The organism is Clostridium sp. AM34-11AC, assembly GCF_003435375.1.
Lineage (GTDB): Bacteria > Bacillota > Clostridia > Lachnospirales > Lachnospiraceae > Pilosibacter > Pilosibacter fragilis.
The window spans coordinates 376,863-394,499 of the sequence record NZ_QWGL01000001.1 but is presented as its reverse complement, the minus strand read 5'-3'; the positions used below and the strand labels follow the sequence as shown (position 1 = coordinate 394,499).

The window sequence follows — 17,637 nt, the reverse complement described above, 5'->3', positions numbered from 1 at the left end:
AATTCCATCAATTCTTCTTCTTTCCCGACATACTTCTCTTCGAATAAATTCCGATCGCGATCATCGTAACCACGTAAGGAATCGTCTGAATAAGCTGGGATGGCAGATTTAACATCTGAAGCCGTACGGCCAGTGAATCTGCCATACCGAAGATCAGTACCGAGCAGGCGATCTTCCATGGAATACCGAGACCCATAGATTCCGCCGCCATTCCGATCCATCCGCGTCCGGCGATCATGTCTCTTGAGAAGAAGGAAACATAACCCATGGACATGTATGCTCCGCCGATCCCGGCGAGACAGCCGGCGACGAGAAGGGCGATGTACTTATATTTCATGACGTTTAAGCCTACGGATTTTGCGGCATTCTCATTCTCACCGACAGCGCGGATCCGCAGCCCGACGGTAGTCTTCCAGAAAAAGACCGTGAGGACGATCACCAGGATCAGCCCGAGATAAGTCAGAACATTATGTCCGGAGATAATGGCACCGAGAACCGGGATATCTTTGATAAGCGGAATCTTGATCTCCGGCATCACCGGACTCTTTAAACTCTGGGTGGAACCTTTATTTCCGGTCAGATAATAGGTCGTAAAGACTGTGAGACCGCCGGACAAAGTATTTAACGCAATTCCGGCGAGCACCGGGTTTGTATTCAGGATCAGCGTAAAGTATCCAAACACGAAAGCCAGCACCACGCCGACTGCCATTGCGAATATCACGCCGCCCAGAGCACTGTGGGTAAAGTAACCGCCGACAGGTCCCGCAAGGGCACAGCTTAACATGATTCCCTCAGTTCCGATGGGATCGATGCCGCCTTTCACGAAGACCATGCAGGCCATGGCCGCGAACAGGATCGGAGTCATCACACGGATCGAGGTAAAGAGGAAGTCAGGGGAAAGAATCACACTCCAGATATTCATGCCTGTACCTCCTTTTTCGCTGCAGCTTCGAATTCTTTTGTCTCTTTGATGATGAGTTTCTTCTTATATCCGCTGAGGATCGCGGTGGCGGAGATCAGAAGGACCATAACTGCCTGAATGATGTTTACGATCTCAAACGGGATATCGGAATTTCTGGACATGATATCCGCGCCGATCCGCAGGTAAGATAAAAACAGCGCTGCAAACGGGACATACTGTACCTTCCGTCTGGCGACGATGGCGATCAGAACACCGTCCCAGCCATAGCCCGGAAGTGCGGAATACTGGAAGCGCTGGTACATGCCGAAAAGCTCCGCAGCGCCGCCGAGTCCCGCCAGCATACCACCCAGAATCTGGGTCAGGATGATCATGAGGCCGGAGTTGATGCCCGCGTAGTTTGCCATATTGAAGTTTTCGCCCACAAGGTTTGCCTTAAAGCCGAAGGGTGTCCGGTTTACGATGACCCAGATCACAAGGACAGTCACAAGGGCGATGATCGTACCGGAGTTGATACGCGTGCCGGTGATGATCTTGCTTAAAGCGCATCTTTCCGGAAATTTGTAGGAATAGTTGGAGTTCTGGGTCGGATCATAGAAGAAGGTGGTGATGATCCAGAGCCCGACGTACAGGCAGGTGTAATTGAGCATCAGGGAAGTTACAAGCTCATTGGATCCGGTCTTTACTTTCATGATGCCCGGGATAAAGCAGATAAATCCGCCTGCGACCGCCGCAGCCGCCATGGCCACGATCAGTGCCGTTTTTCCGGAAAGTCCAAGTCCCAGGGAAGCCGCACAGGCAGCAACGGCGCCGATAAAGAACGCGCCTTCCATGGACAGATTGAAAAGCCCCGGTTTGAAGAGGATGATGACCGCAAGTCCTGTAAACATTAACGGTGTCATACCTTCGATGACGTTTCCGAAACGGCGGACGGAGGTCAGCGGTCCGAAAATAAAGTCTCCGAGAGCGGAGAGGGGCTGGCTGCTGATCAGGAGAATGATCGCGAAGACGATGATCAGGGAGATCAGGATGGCAATCATGGTCCGCAGCATTTCTACATAAGATGATAGAGGTTTTTTCTGTTTCATGATTCCGATACCTCCTGATGTTTCAGCCCGAGCATGTAGTTTCCGAGCTCGAACTCATCTACTTTTTTCGCGTCCTCGAAGTAGGCGGCAGCCTGTCCGCCGCACATGACGAGAATGCTGTCGGAGAGCTCCATGATCTCGTTTAAGTCCGCGGAGATCAGGATAACGCCCTTTCCGGCATCGCGCTGTTCAATGATCTTTTTCCAGATAAACTCGTTGGCACCCACATCGATGCCCCGGGTCGGCTGGTTGGCGATCAGAAGCTTCGGGTCAGAGGAAAATTCCCTTGCGACTACGACCTTCTGCATATTTCCGCCGGACAGCATACCGATCGGCTGATCGTCATTCTGGCAGAGGACGCCGAAGTCGCTGATAAGTTTATCTGCCCGTTCATGGATATTTTTATAATTGAGAAGTCCGTGTTTTTTTAACAGCGGGCTGTCGATGATGTCTGCGATCATGTTGCCCCAGAGGCTGATGTTTCCGGCCGCTCCGGTTTTGATACGGTCCTCGGGGATATAGGAAATTCCGTCATCGCGGATCGCGCGGATGGATTTTCCAAGGATTTCTTTCCCGTCAAAGAGGATACTGCCTTTGACACCGGAGTAGAAACCGAAGATCGCCTCGGCGAGTTCATTCTGTCCGTTTCCCTCAACTCCCGCGATACCTAAGATCTGGCCCTTTTTCAGTGAAAAGGAGACATGGTCCAGGAGCTTTCGTCCTTCTTTATTTTCATAGGTCAGATCAGTGACTTTTAAGAGCGTGTCACCGAATTCTGCCGGCTTTTTATTCATTTTCAGGATGACATCGCGGCCCACCATGAAGCGGGAGATATCTTCTTCTGTCGCGTTGGCGACCGGGATCGATCCCACTGTCCGTCCGGCACGGAGGACTGTGATATTGTCGCAGATCTGCATGACTTCGCGGATCTTGTGGGAGATGAAGATGATCGTGTGATCATTTTTCTTTAGTAAAAGAAGCTGTTCAAAGAGTTCGTCTGTCTCCTGTGGCGTCAAAACTGCGGTCGGCTCATCTAAGATCAGGAGCTTCGCCCCGCGGAGCAGGACTTTTAAGATCTCGACCTTCTGTTTCTGGCTGACGGAGAGTTCTCCAACGACAGCCATCGGATCGATCTTTAAATTGTACTTTTTGGCGGTTTCCTCCACCGCCCGGATCGCTTTTTCCTTGTCGATCATGATCCCGTTTTTCGGTTCCATGCCGAGGATCACGTTCTCATATACCCGCAGGGAATCCACGAGCATGAAGTGCTGATGCACCATTCCGATTCCGAGACGGATCGTGTCAGCGGCACTTTTTGGCTGGATCTTGTTTCCCTCGAAGATGATATCGCCCTCAGTGGCGTCCTCGTCACCGAACAGGATCTTCATCAGGGTACTTTTTCCGGCACCGTTCTCACCCATCAGGGCATGGATCTCGCCTTCCCGGACAGAAAAGCTGACGTCCCTGTTGGCCATGACACCGTTGGGGTAGATCTTTGTGATATGTTCCATTTTCAGGATCTCTTTGCCCATACGGATCCTCCTTTCTTATAAAAGCCAAGGGGACTTGTTGACAAGTCCCCTGATGTACTCGATATTCTGGGAAAATCAATGGCCTTGGAAAGATTCCCCAGATGGTTTACATAAAATATCGCAGCAGGTTTTGAGTGGATCTGCCGGATAAAGTTACGGAGCTACAGAATCAATAAGAGCCTGAACTTCGTTCTGGTCAGCATCGCCGAGAGCAGTCGGGATCTCGATCTTTCCGTCGAGAACTTCCTGTTTCTTCTCCTCGATCGTTTTTTTGATCTCGTCCGGAACGTTCTTCTGGAAGTACTCGTTGTCAGCAAGACCTGCACCGTTTTCCTTTAAACCAAGGAATTCACATTTGCCGTAAGGAACCGTTCCCTCTTCTTCCATCTCAGCCATTCTCACGAGGGAATCGCCGACGTTCTTTAATACGGAAGAAAGGATCACGTTTGCCTTTGCCTCATCGGAACCGGAGAACAGCATTGCCTGGTCAGAGTCAACGCCGATGATGTATTTGCCCATCTCAGCAGCAGCCTCTACGCAGCCAAGTCCGGCCTGCTCAGCAGCCGGGAAGATAATATCAACGCCCTGATTGTACTGGGCGATAGCTGTCTCTTTACCCTTTGCGGTATCATCCCAGGAACCGATGTAGGAAACGTATACCTTGATATCCGGGTCAACAGATTTTGCGCCTGCGATGTATCCAACAAGGAAGTCAGTGATGATCGGGTGCTCGGAACCGCCGACGAAACCGATCTTCTTGTCTTCATTTGCATTTGGCATGTCTTTGGATTCTGTTACAAGTGCTGCGAGAACGCCGGCAAGGTAGCTGCCCTCGTTCTGTTTGTAGCTGATGGCGTAAAGGTTCGGCCACTTGCCCTCTTCCATATCAGAGTCGAACATAACGAATTTCTGATCCGGGAATTCTTCCGCAACCTGCTCGATGACCTCAGCGGAGGAAGATCCGTTGGAAATGATAACATCGTATTTTCCTTCCTCAGCGAGATCCTGGAATGTCGGCTCCCACTTTGTCTGGTCACGGCCGATCTCGATAACCTTTATCTCGCAGCCAAGATCGGAAGCGATCTTTTCCATACCTGCGTTTGCAGAATCGTTGAAGGATTTATCACCTAACTGTCCTGTACATACGAATACAAAGGACGGCTTCTTTGTGTCTGTCTCAGCAGCAGATGTCTCAGCACCAGCTTTTGCGCTTTCAGCGGCAGCGCTTGTAGCAGCAGTATCAGTTTTTCCTCCGCACGCAGTGAGCAGCAGTCCGGCTGCTAAGAATAATGCGGTAGCTTTCATGGTCTTTTTCATGGTTTCCTCCTGTTTTTCGGCTTGTCCTCCGGAGAATATGACCTCCGGAGAACAGATTTGATTTTTTTCATGGGTATACTATACCAAAGTTGTGCAAATTAGACAATGAATATAGGGAAAAAAGTGAAAAATCGTTAAGAAAATAACAATGACGGCGGTTGTGCCACGCAATGGCCGATGATATAATGGGAATGTGTGACAAAGAACACAGGCAGTATGTGCAATATGGAAGACAGGATGGTAAGGCTATGAAGGGGAAGATTTTAACAGGCGTGGGTCTGCTGCTGATCGCGGCGGCTCTTCTTCTTACTGTTTATAATATAAGAGAATCAGACCGGGCCGGATCAGAATCAGAGGAGATGGTGGTCCGGATGGAGTCTCTGACAGCCGATCTGCCGGAGCGGCTGGAGACGGAGAAAAAGGAACTTGTGCCGGAATATGTGAAGAATCCGGAAATGGAAATGCCGACTGTGGAGGTAAACGGACAGGAATGTGTGGGGATGATCGAGATTCCGGCGCTGGGGCTCAAGCTTCCGGTCATCAGCGAGTGGAGCGACGCGAAGCTCAAGAAAGCACCGTGCCGCTACAGTGGTTCTGCGTACTTAAAGAATATGATCATCGCCGGACACAATTACCGCACCCACTTTTCCGGCATCAAGCGCCTGAATCCAGGTGATTCCGTAGTATTCACAGATGCGGACGGAAATGTATTTTCCTATGAAGTGGCGGAGATCGAGACGGTTGGCGGCTATGACATCGAAAAGATGGAAGCCGGGGACTGGGATCTGACACTGTTTACCTGCACGAATAAGGGGAAAGCGCGGGCGGCGGTGAGATGCAGGGAGATTGAGGAGTGAGAGAAATGTGTAAGGCGATGGAAGACCTGAGAAATGAGAGCTATGCGGAAGGACGTGAAGAAGGGCGTGAAAGCCAGGCTAAGGACACGGCGGTTCGAATGAGCGAAAAGGGAAATTCGGTTGAAGAGATTGCTGAAATCGTTGGATTCAGTACAGACAAGGTTAAGAAGTGGTTTGTAACAGAAGGATAAAAGAGTGGATGATACTTTTTGAGAAAGGCATTTTTACTTAAAATGCTCTTAGGGAAACAAAGGGTCTGTGTACGGAAACAGGGAAAGCACCTTCGGAGAAGGTAGGCTTTCCCTGTTTTTTTTCGGTTATACATCTGGAAGAAACGACCGGCGGCAGGCTTCGCAGATCAAATATTATTTTTTGTAGAAACAATTTCCGCCAACAATTTTATAGGAAGAATAACTGCCGGTTGAGGCGCGTTTGGCGGCTTTGAAGAAGAGGTAGTCGCCGATATTGTTGGAACCGGCCAGTGCATCTTTGGTGGCCTTTATGCAGGACTTGGACGGACCTTTTGCAAGGTATTTGTCCAGAAGGCCAGAGGACGCGCCGGGGAACTGGCCATCGGCGTAGATCACGTCGGAGATCGTTTTGCCCCATTTTCCGGATTTTACACGGTTTACAATACAGCTTGCTACAGCGAGCTTATCTTCATAGGAATCGTCACCGGCCTCCATGGCCACGCAGGCTGCCATCAGGTAGATCTCATCTTCGGTGGCGGAGATTACATAGGACGGTGCCGCAGAGGTTTCGTTTCCGGATGCGCTCAGCGCCGCGGACTCTTCCTTTGCGTCGACAGCGGCAGCAGGAACCGGGCCGATGGAGGCATATTGACTGGAAATATAGCCGTTTGTGTCGGCGGAGAGCTGGACCTTTGTCCAGCCGTCGGATTCACTTAAGACAGGGAAGGAATCCCCTTCGGCTGCCTGTTTTAAGATTGCGGAATCTGTGGACGGAGTCTCGCGGACGTTCAAGGTCGTTGCGGTAATCTTCGCGGATAGAAGACCGAGTTCCTTCGCCAATGGCTCGATATCTGTCCCAAAGAGCAGATATTTGTCACTCATCCATCCCTCAATTTTTCCGGAACGGACCTTCGTCCAGCCATCTTTCTTCTCTAATACGGTTCCGCCCGCTCCACGGTAGCACTTTCCGACGATCTCACCCGCGGTAGATGGCTTCGTCCGCATATTTAACGGTTCACTTGTCACATTTGCCACGGCGAGATTGTCATAGGCGGATGCAGCGAAAGACGGAATAGCCGAGAGTGTAACGGAAAGGAACAGGACAGATGCGGCGGCAGCCGCTTTTAAAAGAAGCTTCTTTGAAAAGTCAGGAATCAGATTCTGTAATGTTATCATGCAAAATTTCCTCATATCAGTTGAATGTCCCGGTTATATTGCGGGAATTGTTTCGAATATTACAAAATTGTTACGAAGAAATTATAGCAAAAATGGAGAAATTTGTCAAATCAGCATTCCCATTGATATTTCCTGAGGTCCACATGCATCGCGTCTTTCAGCTCCACGCCTTCCTGCTGCAGCAGAAAAGCCTGTTCCGGCCAGCCGGGGACGAGGCGGCCGGCGTGATTTACGACGCGGTGGCAGGGGAACTCTCCGTAGTCTGAGGCGTGGGAGAGGACCCGGGCCACGAGGCGGGAGTTTTTGTTCCTGCCGATGAGGCGGGCGATCTGGCCGTAGGTGGCGACGGTTCCCTCGGGAATCTCCCCGACTACGGACAGGACCTCGTATGCGAAATCTTCAGTAAAACGGGCGGATGGTGCCATGTTACTGCACCTCCTTCTGCTCCTCCCACATCTTCACCGGCATGCCGTTGACTTCCACGTTGTCCTCAACGGCAATTACAAGGCAGCGGCGTCCACCGATGAACTTGGTTTCTACGAGATCGAGACGGTCCGGGTTGACCTTAATATCCACATCCGGTGTCTTCACGGCAAATTTTCCGGTTCCGGTGATCGCCGGAACGAGGATCGCGGTGTTCTCCCCGGCGGCTTCCTCGTAGACTTTATCGAAGTGCTCCAGGCGCTCCGGCTCCACGCCGCTCTTTTCCAAAAGATCTTTGACTTCCGGCTTTGTGAGCGTTAACGGAATCTCATCCTCTTTATGTTCCTCCGCAAGCTCCGTGAGATTCTCATGGATCTGGCGGACAATCTCATAGTCGCACTCTTCGCCGAGAGTATCCGTCAGGATCTCCTGGAACGCTTCTTTCTGGGACTTGAAGGAGATCGGTGTCGGCGCGCCGAGGCAGGCGTCAATGAACTCGGAGTGAAGCTCCTCCGGATTTCTGGAGAAATACAGGACACCGTGGATATCGCTGCTGCGGTCGTTGAAGGCCGGGAACAGGAATCCAGTCATCGGAGTCTGTACCCACCAGTCCCGGGGGCGCTCCTCGATGGCGTTGGTCGCCTCATTGTAGGAGAGACCCGGCTCGGAGAGCTTTACCGGGCAGATGCAGCAGAGGATGTGGTTGTAGACTTCCTCGGATGCGTCGAACATTTCCTCATTGTCGGACGCTTTTCCCGGCACATCGTAGGCGCTGTGGATCAAGATAATATAGTAGTTTTCGCCGTACTCGTAATTTTCGATTACCTTATTATAAAAGGTATCCACGGTCTCATCGTCGGCGAGCTTCTCATCGCGGAGTTTCATGAGAAGCTCGTGGGCGCTGTCCGGACCTTCTTCGTGGATCGAGTACTCCAGGTTGTGGAGATTCTTTCCGATTCCGCCGGACAGGGATTTCTTGAAGATCTCATAATATTTGAAGATCTCCTCCTCGGACAGGGCAAAGAACGCCTCCTTCAGGGTCGTCTTGATCTGCTTTTCCGCATCGACATAACATCCGCAGATGCGGGTGATGGCGTTGTTGTCCTTCTTAAACTGTTTCTTAATTTCTGAAATTTCACGTTTATTCATAATGCGTATCCTTTTCAAACAAATACCAGCCATAAAGTATCATCCGTTTAACTGTAAAAGCAATAGAAAATGAAAGTATGGCTGGATAGAAAATCATGTTACAGTTCAGCCATGCGCTGGTTTGAATGAGAAAGTGTGTTGCAAGCTTGCTTGCATAAGCACTTTTTCATCCAAATCAGCATATGGTGGAACCACCAAGCTTCTTGTTTTCATGAATATGAAAACAAGAAGATGTAATGGCTGAACTGTAACAAAATCATTAATGATCGATAGAGCTTGATTGACAGTGCTGCGTTGCTACTGTGCCGCGTACAGGAGAATAACAGGCAGCCGACAAAAATATGTAGCTGTGGAGATATCTACTTATTTAATATCTTCTCCGCATAATACATCGCCGCCACATGCACCGCCTGCACGAGTCCGCCTTCCGCCATAAGCTTTTTCGTCTCCTCGGCAGACATCACAACGATCTCCAGGTCCTCGGTGGCGTCCAGATGCTGGCTGCTGACTTTTTTGCAGTCCCTGATCAGGTAACAGTGGGCGAAGTTGCTGATACAGGCCGCATTCGGCGCGACCTTACAGAGAAATACGGGCTCGCTTCCGGCGTACCCGGTCTCCTCGAAAAGCTCTCTCGCGGCCCCGGCACCCGGATCGGAATCTGTCGGCTCCATGCAGCCCGCCGGAAGTTCTAAAAGGATCTGTCTCGTTCCATGGCGGTACTGGCGCACGAAAACGAAGTCCCCGTCAACGGTGACGGCGACCACGACAACAAAATCCGGAACATCATTTACATAAAACGGAGAGATCTTCGTGCCATCCGGCAGTGCGCAGTCATCGGCGTGGAGATCGATCCAGCGGTCCTTTACGATCGTCCTGGATCCGTTGCAGATCCACGGTTTAATAGACATAACCTTTTCCTCCTAAATCAGGACAAATATAACCTAAAATCCAGCCTGCGCAAGAGGACAGACCAATTTAACGAATTGCCGAACCGGCAAAATGCCCAGGCAGACAAAAGATGATGGAGAACAGAGTGCCATACTGCGATCAGTCTCACTATAAAGCGATTAAACTCTCATCATCCGGCACATAAATATTTCCGCTGTAATAGCGTTTTCCCTCACTCTTATAAAGCCGTTCCCGACCGGCAACATTGCTGTCCTCCGTGTGCCAGAGCACGAGGTTCGGGATCCCCAGGGACTCCGCCAGTTCACAGGCATCCTTCACGGTGCTGTGGTGCTTCTCGTACGGCTTCCAGATATCCCGCTCCGCATAGAGGCAGAATGCCTCGTGGAGTAGCCAGTCGCTGCCGCGGACATACTTCTCACAGACCGGATTGTACGGTTCATCCCCGGCGCAGGTGAGCTTTCTTCCATTATTTAATGTCAGCGTGAATCCGAACTGTTTTAACTTCGTGGAGTGGATATCGAAGAATGTCACGTCGTAGCTTAAAATATGGCGGGTCTCGCCGTCCTTCACTTCCTCTAAATGGATCCGGTTGCCGATCATGTTGTAAAATTTATCCTGGATCGTCAGGCGGCAGAGCGTCCTGATCGTCTCGATAAGTTCTGAATGGCAGTAGATATAGGCATCTCCGACATACTGGTCCTTTTTCATCTTTGTGGCGATCATGCGGACCATCCAGACGATGCCTAAAACATGGTCCGTGTGGGCGTGGGTCACAAAAATGTGGTGGATGTGCTCTAACGGAACCTGCATGTTGTCCAGGATCTTTAAGATCCCGTTTCCGCCGCCGGCGTCCACCATGAAATATTCATCCCCGTCTCTGAGGGCGAAGCATGTATTGTAAAGATTTGTGACCGTCGCGTTTCCGGTCCCAAAAACGTAGAGAAGTTCGCTGTTCATAAGAAAAATCTCCCTTCTGAAGAGTACATTGACTGCGCAGAATCTGCTTCCTGGGCAATCCAAAGTGGGTTACTGTACACGGGTAGGAATTTTCTGAACTGAAAATTCCGTACAATACAGTGGTGGTAGTGGATTTTGCCGATTCGGAATGCGAAGCATCGGCAAAATCAGTTACTGTTTGCGCAAAGCGTGAACAGTAACCAAAGTGAAGGTCCGGTCCCCGGTGTCATCCATTCTTTTGTTGAGTTTTGAATATGAATATGTTACTATAAAATAAATGGAAAAGCAATTCCCAGGCGGTTAAATTTTTAACCGGCAAAGCGGAAAGATCCCGCGAAAAACTCAGCAAAAATGTGGGGAAAACGGGACCAGGAACGGCAGGAGAAAATTTACGCGCCCGGAAAAACGCAGGGAGGAAAACAGAGACAATGAGAGATTTGGACTACCTGAAGCTGCTTGCAAAAGAGTATCCGACAGTGAAAGCGGCATCCAGTGAGATCATCAACCTGATGGCGATCCGCGGACTTCCGAAGGGAACCGAGTATTTCTTCAGCGATCTGCACGGCGAATATGAAGCGTTCATTCATCTGCTCCGCAGCGCATCCGGTATCATCCGTGAAAAAATATCGGAGACCTTCGGCTACGTGATCTCAGACGAGGAGGAGATCGCTTTAGCGAATCTGATCTACTATCCGGAACGGAACATCCGCCGGATCCAGAAAGAGGGGAAATTTACAGAAGACTGGCAGAGAATTACGATCTACCGCCTGGTACGCATCTGTAAGGAAGTATCCTCAAAATTTACAAGATCGAAAGTGCGAAAAAAAATGCCCCCGGCATTCGCATATATCATCGACGAGCTCCTTCATGTGGACTACAACGATGACAACAAGAAAGTTTATTATGATGAAATCATCCACTCCATCATCGACATCGAGATGGGTGACCAGTTCATCATGGCACTCTGCAATCTGATCCAGAACCTGACCGTGGACAGCCTGCATATCATCGGTGATATCTTCGACCGCGGACCGCGTGCGGACATTATCATGGACGAGCTCATGCACTTCCACGATGTAGATATCCAGTGGGGCAACCACGATATCTCCTGGATGGGCGCAGCCACAGGCAATCTGGCCTGCATCTGCAATGTGCTCCGGATCGCGATCCGCTACAACGGATTCGACGTTCTTGAGGACGGTTACGGAATCAATCTCCGCCCGCTGTCCATGTTTGCGGCGAAGGTCTACCGGGATGACCCGTGTGAGCGGTTCCTTCCGAAGATTCTGGATGAAAATATCTATGATGCGGTAGACCCGGGACTTGCGGCGAAGATGCACAAGGCGATCACAGTGATCCAGTTCAAGGTGGAAGGCCAGATCACGAAGCGCCACCCGGATTACCAGATCAATGACCGGATCCATCTGGAACATATCAATTTTGAGAAGGGAACCGTAAATATCCACGGAAAAGACTACAAGATGCTGGATATGAACTTCCCGACGATCGACCCGAAGGACCCGTTAAAGCTCACGAAGGAAGAGCAGGAGCTGATCAACAGCCTGGCACTTTCCTTCCGCCACAGCGAGACGCTTCACCGCCATATCCGCTTTGTGTATTCCCACGGCGCGATGTACAAGCGGTGCAACTCGAACCTTTTATATCACGGCTGCATCCCGATGAAAGAGGATGGAACCTTCGAGGAACTGAAGCTCAAGGGGATCATCTACTCCGGAAAACGTCTGCTTGACTATCTCGAGGACGTGGTGAAGATGGCATACTTCCTGCCGGATGACGATCCGACGAAGGACTGGTACCGCGATTTTATGTGGTATTTATGGTGCGGACCGAAGTCCCCGGTATACGGAAAGGACAATATGGCGACCTTCGAGAATTACTTTGTCGCTGACAAGGCAGCCGCGAAGGAAAACATGAACCCGTATTATAAACTGTGCGAAAAAGAGGAATTCTGTAATAAAATCCTCAAGGAATTCGGACTTCCGATCGAAGGCTCCCACATCATCAACGGCCATGTCCCGGTTAAATTAAAGGACGGCGAGAGTCCGATCAAGGGAAATGGAAAGCTCTTCGTTATTGACGGCGGTCTTTCCAAGTCTTACCAGCCGAAGACGGGAATCGCGGGCTACACCCTGATCTTCAATTCCCACCACCTTGCCCTGGCGGAGCACAAGCCTTTTGACCGGAACCATGAAAACACGCCGAAAGTCATGATCGTAGAGAAGATGAAAAAGCGTGTGATGGTTGCGGATACGGATACAGGAAAAGAGCTTGCGGCGAAGATCGCGGACCTCAAGGAGCTCGTGGCAGTGTACCGCGGCGGCATCATTAAAGAAAAACTGGAGTAAAATTACATGAACAAGGACGAATTTTTAAGACGCCTGGAGGAAGCACTCTCGGGTGAGGTCCCGGCGTCGGTCATCCGCGACAACCTGAATTATTACGCGGATTATCTTTCCCAGGAGTTGGGAAAAGGCCGTACCATGGATGAAATTATTGAGGAGATCGGCGAGCCGAATATCGTGGCCCGAACGATCATCGATTCCGCTGAGGCGGCGGGAGAGACTGGAGACGGTTATGGAAGTTTTGAGGACGCGTCCCCGCGGGGCGATGACAGAAGAAGCACTTACAGCCAGGAAAGTTATCAGAACGGCTCCACGCCGAATATCCATTATTTCGATCTGAATAAGTGGTACTGGAAATTAGCCCTTGTTGTGCTCTTGTTCCTTGTGATCTCTGTTGTGTTCAGCATTATGGGCAGCGTGTTTTACCTGCTGATCCGGTTCTCCGGACCTATCTTAATGTGCCTTATTATTTATTGGCTTGTTAAGAACTTCCGGGGCAGGTAATAAAACAGATGTTAATAGGAAGAAATGAACAGGCGACCGTGAATGTGAGCTGCAGATACGGACACAGAAAATGGCGGATCAGTTCATGGATTTAAAGACGAAAATGTCCGAAAAACCCTGATTTTACTGAAAAAATCAACAGATTACAGGATGTTACAATTGAAATAAGTTATGTAAACATGTGCGGCGCTCTCAGTATGGAACGCCGCATTTTTGCCACATTGTTGGCGGTTTTTGCCTAAATTATTAAGAGTTTATGAATTCCTTTGTTTTTATTGACAAAAGGAGCCTTAGGAAATATAATTTGTTTGTAACAAAACGTAATATATTTGTAACAAACATTACAAACCATTAAAGTTTAATAATAAGAGGATTTCAATGACAAATAAACTTTTCAGAACTTTAAAAATCACCTGCTTATGTATGGCCTTAACAGCAGCCCTTCCGATCGTTTCCTTCGCGGACGAGACAACGGCATCTGTAAAAGAGGACAAGATGGTCGTAAGAATCATCCACTTCGATGAAAACGGAAACCCGTTGGAAGAGGACAAGCAGACAGCGACAGAAGAAACAGAGAGTTCTGAAGAGACGACAGATAAAGAAGAAGCAAATGCTGATGAGGCAGACTCCGATGAGGAGGAAGCGGCTGAGTCAGAAGCCGACGAGGCAGAACTTGAGGCAGCTATCGAAGTTGAGAATGATCTCCGTTCCGAAATTGTTACATATGCGCTCCAGTTCGTAGGAAACCGCTACAAATACGGCGGAACAAACCCGAATACTGGTGTTGACTGTTCTGGATTTACCTCCTATGTAATGCGTCACGCAGCAGAAGTGGAACTTCCGCATTCTTCCGGCGGACAGTCTCGTATGGGCCGCCAGGTAAGCAGCTCCGAGATGCGCCCGGGCGATATTATCTGCTACGGATCCGGAAAGAGGATCAACCATGTTGCTCTCTACATCGGAAACGGACAGATCGTACATGCCTCCACAGAGAGAACCGGAATCAAGGTTTCCAGATGGAACTACCGCACACCGGTGAGAATCGTAAATGTACTTGGCGATTAACCTGAAAATTGGATAAAGGATAAAAGGGATTAAAAAAGTGCTCTTTACAGCAGATCGTTAGGATTGCTGCAGAGAGCATTTTTTTACTGCGATACATTCGAAAGAGGTCGTCAGCAGCAGATTTATACTATCTTCTCTGACGGTTCCCAGCATGAAGAATAAGCTTAAACACTCCTGCCTGTTCCAAGGTTTTCGCCACGAGGAAGAAGATCAGGGAGTCCACCGGCCACTGGATCAGGTTCTTGATGGCGCGGGCTGGCAGAATTGCTAAAAATCCCTTTCCGTTTAAGAGCGTCAACCAGTAAGTGCCGAGGACGATGTTGCAGAGAACGATCACCACGAGCTTTGCCGTGAGGATCCGCGGCAGGGAAAGGTTCTTTTTATAGAAGAACAGGCCGTAGATAAACGCCGCAAGCATCGCGTTGAACGTAAAGCCCGGCATAAATCCGCCGTCCGGCTTTAACATAAACTTGATCACATCCATAGCGCCGCCGAATAATCCGCCGACGACCGGGCCGAACAGATAATCCACCAGCATATTTGGGATGGAACCGAAGCCGATCTTTAAGTTTGGTGTGATTTTAAAGGAGTAGTATCCAAGTACAACGGACAGCGCGCCGAACATGGCGCAGGTAGTGATAGTGGTGACCTTCTTGAATTCACGGGATGATTCAAAGATCCTGGAAAAGAGGTCGTTCGAGCTTTTTTGCATAAAAAAATACCTCCTTTGCAGATTCTCGGACCACAACAGGAGATAATATACGGAGCTATCTTCTGATGCAGCGGGATGCGATATGTGCACCGCGGGAAATTCCCTTCGTCCTGCCAGCAACTCCCTGTCTGGCGGGCACTTGACGCGCACACGTCTACTCTGCATGTTTGTTTGATTTTCAGGGCGGTCAGCGCCTCTGATGCAATTACAGTATCATGAATGGTGCGGAATGTAAAGGGTGAAATAAGGAAAAAACGGAAGAAAGGCGAAAATCAGACGGAACATGTACCCGGAAAACGCAGGCGGGACGAAACTATACGGCCGAAATGCTTTTTTGACGAAAGAATGTGGAAAAAATTTCCGTAATTTCGGTATTTTGATATATATACTTTTTGAAAACACTGATTTATAATACAGCAAGTTCGTTTGAAACATGTAGACCATGGGAAACGTATGGCAGAGAGTCAGGAAGATTCAACCGGAACCATGATTTATAGAATATAAAAACCGAGGTAACTGTTCAGTAGGTCTGCGCACTTGCTGCGCTGACCGTAAGAAAACATAGGCTGGAAGGCAAAAATCCCATCAGCGCAGCTGATCTGGAATGGATTTTTGCGCGTAACTATGAAGGTACTGAATAGTTACAAACCGAGTAAAATGACACAGGAGAGTTACATATGCAGAAAAGTGAGGTAAAGGATCTGACAGTCGGATCGCCAATGAAGCTGATCTTAAGCTTTGCGGTTCCGATGCTGCTGGGATTTCTTTTTCAGCAGTTTTATAACATGGTAGACACGATCATTGTCGGAAAATGCCTGGGGGTATCGTCCCTGGCGGCAGTTGGTTCGACGGGTTCCATCAACTTTATGATCATCGGTTTCTGTACCGGTGCCTGCAGCGGATTTGCGATCCCGGTGGCGCAGAAGTTCGGCGCGGGTGATTATACGGGAATGAGGAAGTTCGTGGCGAACGCCGGATGGCTCTCAGCGGTGTTTGCGGTGGTCATGACGACGATCGTCGGACTGCTCTGCATGAACATTTTGCAGTGGATGAACACGCCGGAGGACATTATCCAGGGCGCCTATGATTACATTTTTGTGATCTTCCTTGGAATCCCGGTCACATACCTCTATAATATGCTGGCGGGCATCATCCGAAGTCTGGGAGACAGCAAGACACCGGTCTACTTCCTGCTCCTGTCCTCCCTCATGAACATCGGTCTCGACTTTTTTACGATCCTGGTCCTTGGCATGGGTGTGGGCGGACCGGCTCTGGCTACGGTAATCTCGCAGGGAATTTCGGCAGTGCTCTGTCTGATCTACATGATCCGGCACTATCCGATCCTTCATATGAAAGACGGAGAGTGGAAGCCGGACGGACGCATGCTCGGCACACTCTGCGGCATGGGGATTCCTATGGGACTTCAGTATTCCATCACGGCCATCGGCAGCGTTGTGCTCCAGACTGCGGTAAATTCTCTGGGTTCTATGGCGGTTGCGGCCGTTTCTACGGGAAGCAAGGTCAGCATGTTCTTCTGCTGTCCGTTTGATGCTCTGGGTGGAACCATGGCGACCTACGCGGGACAGAACGTGGGAGCGAAGAAGCTGGACCGCGTGAAAGAGGGACTGAAGGCGGCGAGTCTGATCGGAATCATTTACTCCGTGATCGCATTTGTGATCCTGTTCTTCGGTGGAAAGTATATCGCGCTGCTCTTCATGGACGCGAACCAGACGGAGATCATCGGGCGCGTGGCGATGTTCCTTATCGGAAACAGCATGTTCTACATACCGCTTACCTTTGTGAATGTGGTGCGTTTTACGATCCAGGGAATGGGATTCTCCACATTCGCGATCCTCGCGGGTGTCTGCGAGATGGCGGCGCGATCTCTCGTGGGCTTCTGCCTCGTTCCGGTATTCGGCTTCCTTCCGGCATGCTTTGCAAGCCCGTTAGCGTGGATCTTCGCGGATGCTTTCCTGATCCCGGCGTTCTTCCACTGTATGAAAAAATTAAAAGTTCTTTTCGGGGAAGCTGCATAATCGTTCGGGAACGGACCATACTAGAGGATGCAGCGGCGGAAAATGTCCGCGGCTTGAAAACCACTCTAGGAGGTACGAAAAAATGGCAAGAAACAGCTATGATATGGACGACAACATGAAGAGCAGCGAGTCTGAGACCTACGATAAGACAAAGAATCAGAGCAGAAACAGCCAGAACCGTTCTGAAAACAGCAGCCAGAATCGCACAAGAAACAGTTCCAGGGACTCTATGGATAATGGCAGAAACTGCAAGAGATAAAAAGATGTGGATGTGAAGACAGCACACATTCGCAGAATATGATGAAAGCGGCGGCAGGAGCAGAACCTGCCGCTGTTTTTATGTAACAGGGAATTCCTGGGAAATCCCTGTTACATAAAAAGGCACTAACACGCCAAAGATGCGCACTCGCGCGAGGATGCAGATTGTCGCAAGCGACCG

Annotated in this window: 17 protein-coding genes and 1 riboswitch; of the genes, 7 read left to right on the top strand and 10 right to left on the bottom strand. The window is 49.9% G+C overall.

What is annotated here, in order from left to right; genetic code table 11:
* Nucleotides 1–7 precede the first annotated feature (7 nt).
* From DW826_RS01810 to DW826_RS01795, 4 genes are all read right to left on the bottom strand, one after another.
* Nucleotides 8–922, bottom strand: a complete 915-nt coding sequence (locus DW826_RS01810; protein ID WP_181967954.1) for an ABC transporter permease — start codon at nt 920–922, stop codon at nt 8–10.
* Complete coding sequence (locus DW826_RS01805; RefSeq protein WP_117551844.1) at nt 919–2,007, bottom strand: ABC transporter permease; 1,089 nt, start codon at nt 2,005–2,007, stop codon at nt 919–921. The genes DW826_RS01810 and DW826_RS01805 overlap by 4 nt, the downstream gene beginning before the upstream one ends.
* Nucleotides 2,004–3,539 carry an ABC transporter ATP-binding protein gene (locus DW826_RS01800; RefSeq protein WP_117551843.1) on the bottom strand — a complete coding sequence of 512 codons (1,536 nt, stop codon included), beginning with the start codon at nt 3,537–3,539 and terminating at the stop codon, nt 2,004–2,006. The genes DW826_RS01805 and DW826_RS01800 overlap by 4 nt, the downstream gene beginning before the upstream one ends.
* Nucleotides 3,540–3,692: 153 nt before the next feature.
* Nucleotides 3,693–4,856 carry a BMP family ABC transporter substrate-binding protein gene (locus DW826_RS01795; RefSeq protein WP_021904564.1) on the bottom strand — a complete coding sequence of 388 codons (1,164 nt, stop codon included), beginning with the start codon at nt 4,854–4,856 and terminating at the stop codon, nt 3,693–3,695.
* Between the two features lie 248 nt (nt 4,857–5,104).
* Between DW826_RS01795 and DW826_RS01790 the strand changes: the two genes are divergently transcribed.
* Nucleotides 5,105–5,713 carry a sortase gene (locus tag DW826_RS01790; RefSeq protein WP_181967953.1) on the top strand — a complete coding sequence of 203 codons (609 nt, stop codon included), beginning with the start codon at nt 5,105–5,107 and terminating at the stop codon, nt 5,711–5,713.
* 5 nt (nt 5,714–5,718) lie between these two features.
* Nucleotides 5,719–5,904, top strand: a complete 186-nt coding sequence (locus tag DW826_RS01785; protein ID WP_015553029.1) for a helix-turn-helix domain-containing protein — start codon at nt 5,719–5,721, stop codon at nt 5,902–5,904.
* 174 nt (nt 5,905–6,078) lie between these two features.
* Here the strand turns inward: DW826_RS01785 and DW826_RS01780 are convergent, their stop codons facing one another.
* The 5 genes from DW826_RS01780 to DW826_RS01760 all read right to left on the bottom strand — a co-directional run bounded on the left by DW826_RS01780 (nt 6,079) and on the right by DW826_RS01760 (nt 10,518).
* The gene (locus tag DW826_RS01780) at nt 6,079–7,080 is read right to left on the bottom strand and encodes an SH3 domain-containing protein (RefSeq protein ID WP_117551841.1); all 1,002 of its coding nucleotides are present in this window, start codon (nt 7,078–7,080) and stop codon (nt 6,079–6,081) included.
* Between the two features lie 110 nt (nt 7,081–7,190).
* On the bottom strand, nt 7,191–7,505 hold the full coding sequence (locus DW826_RS01775) for an MGMT family protein (protein WP_117551840.1): 315 nt from the start codon (nt 7,503–7,505) through the stop codon (nt 7,191–7,193).
* Nucleotide 7,506: 1 nt separating this feature from the next.
* Nucleotides 7,507–8,652 (bottom strand): DUF4317 domain-containing protein, encoded by a 1,146-nt coding sequence (locus tag DW826_RS01770; RefSeq protein WP_117551839.1) that lies wholly within the window; start codon nt 8,650–8,652, stop codon nt 7,507–7,509.
* 359 nt (nt 8,653–9,011) lie between these two features.
* Nucleotides 9,012–9,560: an NUDIX hydrolase gene (locus DW826_RS01765; RefSeq protein ID WP_117551838.1), complete on the bottom strand. Its 549-nt coding sequence runs from the start codon at nt 9,558–9,560 to the stop codon at nt 9,012–9,014.
* A 148-nt stretch (nt 9,561–9,708) separates the two neighbouring features.
* Nucleotides 9,709–10,518 (bottom strand): MBL fold metallo-hydrolase, encoded by an 810-nt coding sequence (locus DW826_RS01760; RefSeq protein ID WP_117551837.1) that lies wholly within the window; start codon nt 10,516–10,518, stop codon nt 9,709–9,711.
* A 428-nt stretch (nt 10,519–10,946) separates the two neighbouring features.
* Between DW826_RS01760 and DW826_RS01755 the strand changes: the two genes are divergently transcribed.
* The 3 genes from DW826_RS01755 (at nt 10,947) to DW826_RS01745 (ending at nt 14,450) form a co-directional block, all read left to right on the top strand.
* Complete coding sequence (locus DW826_RS01755; protein WP_015553035.1) at nt 10,947–12,884, top strand: fructose-bisphosphatase class III; 1,938 nt, start codon at nt 10,947–10,949, stop codon at nt 12,882–12,884.
* A 6-nt stretch (nt 12,885–12,890) separates the two neighbouring features.
* A complete protein-coding gene (locus DW826_RS01750; protein ID WP_117551836.1) occupies nt 12,891–13,385 on the top strand; it encodes a DUF1700 domain-containing protein in 495 nt (164 codons plus the stop codon).
* A gap of 378 nt (nt 13,386–13,763) precedes the next feature.
* Nucleotides 13,764–14,450 (top strand): C40 family peptidase, encoded by a 687-nt coding sequence (locus DW826_RS01745; protein ID WP_117551835.1) that lies wholly within the window; start codon nt 13,764–13,766, stop codon nt 14,448–14,450.
* A 127-nt stretch (nt 14,451–14,577) separates the two neighbouring features.
* Here the strand turns inward: DW826_RS01745 and DW826_RS01740 are convergent, their stop codons facing one another.
* Nucleotides 14,578–15,162, bottom strand: coding sequence for a folate family ECF transporter S component (locus DW826_RS01740; protein ID WP_117483501.1), 585 nt, complete (start codon nt 15,160–15,162; stop codon nt 14,578–14,580).
* Between the two features lie 66 nt (nt 15,163–15,228).
* A riboswitch (THF riboswitch) is annotated at nt 15,229–15,326 on the bottom strand.
* A gap of 513 nt (nt 15,327–15,839) precedes the next feature.
* Between DW826_RS01740 and DW826_RS01735 the strand changes: the two genes are divergently transcribed.
* Together DW826_RS01735 and DW826_RS18155 are read left to right on the top strand one after the other, a co-directional pair.
* Nucleotides 15,840–17,198, top strand: a complete 1,359-nt coding sequence (locus DW826_RS01735) for an MATE family efflux transporter (RefSeq protein WP_117551834.1) — start codon at nt 15,840–15,842, stop codon at nt 17,196–17,198.
* An 82-nt stretch (nt 17,199–17,280) separates the two neighbouring features.
* Entirely contained in the window at nt 17,281–17,457 is a 177-nt protein-coding gene (locus DW826_RS18155) for a hypothetical protein (RefSeq protein WP_015553040.1), read from the top strand.
* The last annotated feature ends 180 nt before the right edge of the window (nt 17,458–17,637 follow it).

Excerpts from the sequence above, each read along its gene's own strand:
- DW826_RS01810 (WP_181967954.1), bottom strand. The coding sequence starts at position 922 with ATGAATATCTGGAGTGTGATTCTTTCCCCTGACTTCCTCTTTACCTCG.
- DW826_RS01805 (WP_117551844.1), bottom strand. The coding sequence starts at position 2,007 with ATGAAACAGAAAAAACCTCTATCATCTTATGTAGAAATGCTGCGGACC.
- DW826_RS01800 (WP_117551843.1), bottom strand. The coding sequence starts at position 3,539 with ATGGGCAAAGAGATCCTGAAAATGGAACATATCACAAAGATCTACCCC.
- DW826_RS01795 (WP_021904564.1), bottom strand. The coding sequence starts at position 4,856 with ATGAAAAAGACCATGAAAGCTACCGCATTATTCTTAGCAGCCGGACTG.
- DW826_RS01790 (WP_181967953.1), top strand. The coding sequence starts at position 5,105 with ATGAAGGGGAAGATTTTAACAGGCGTGGGTCTGCTGCTGATCGCGGCG.
- DW826_RS01785 (WP_015553029.1), top strand. The coding sequence starts at position 5,719 with ATGTGTAAGGCGATGGAAGACCTGAGAAATGAGAGCTATGCGGAAGGA.
- DW826_RS01780 (WP_117551841.1), bottom strand. The coding sequence starts at position 7,080 with ATGATAACATTACAGAATCTGATTCCTGACTTTTCAAAGAAGCTTCTT.
- DW826_RS01775 (WP_117551840.1), bottom strand. The coding sequence starts at position 7,505 with ATGGCACCATCCGCCCGTTTTACTGAAGATTTCGCATACGAGGTCCTG.
- DW826_RS01770 (WP_117551839.1), bottom strand. The coding sequence starts at position 8,652 with ATGAATAAACGTGAAATTTCAGAAATTAAGAAACAGTTTAAGAAGGAC.
- DW826_RS01765 (WP_117551838.1), bottom strand. The coding sequence starts at position 9,560 with ATGTCTATTAAACCGTGGATCTGCAACGGATCCAGGACGATCGTAAAG.
- DW826_RS01760 (WP_117551837.1), bottom strand. The coding sequence starts at position 10,518 with ATGAACAGCGAACTTCTCTACGTTTTTGGGACCGGAAACGCGACGGTC.
- DW826_RS01755 (WP_015553035.1), top strand. The coding sequence starts at position 10,947 with ATGAGAGATTTGGACTACCTGAAGCTGCTTGCAAAAGAGTATCCGACA.
- DW826_RS01750 (WP_117551836.1), top strand. The coding sequence starts at position 12,891 with ATGAACAAGGACGAATTTTTAAGACGCCTGGAGGAAGCACTCTCGGGT.
- DW826_RS01745 (WP_117551835.1), top strand. The coding sequence starts at position 13,764 with ATGACAAATAAACTTTTCAGAACTTTAAAAATCACCTGCTTATGTATG.
- DW826_RS01740 (WP_117483501.1), bottom strand. The coding sequence starts at position 15,162 with ATGCAAAAAAGCTCGAACGACCTCTTTTCCAGGATCTTTGAATCATCC.
- DW826_RS01735 (WP_117551834.1), top strand. The coding sequence starts at position 15,840 with ATGCAGAAAAGTGAGGTAAAGGATCTGACAGTCGGATCGCCAATGAAG.
- DW826_RS18155 (WP_015553040.1), top strand. The coding sequence starts at position 17,281 with ATGGCAAGAAACAGCTATGATATGGACGACAACATGAAGAGCAGCGAG.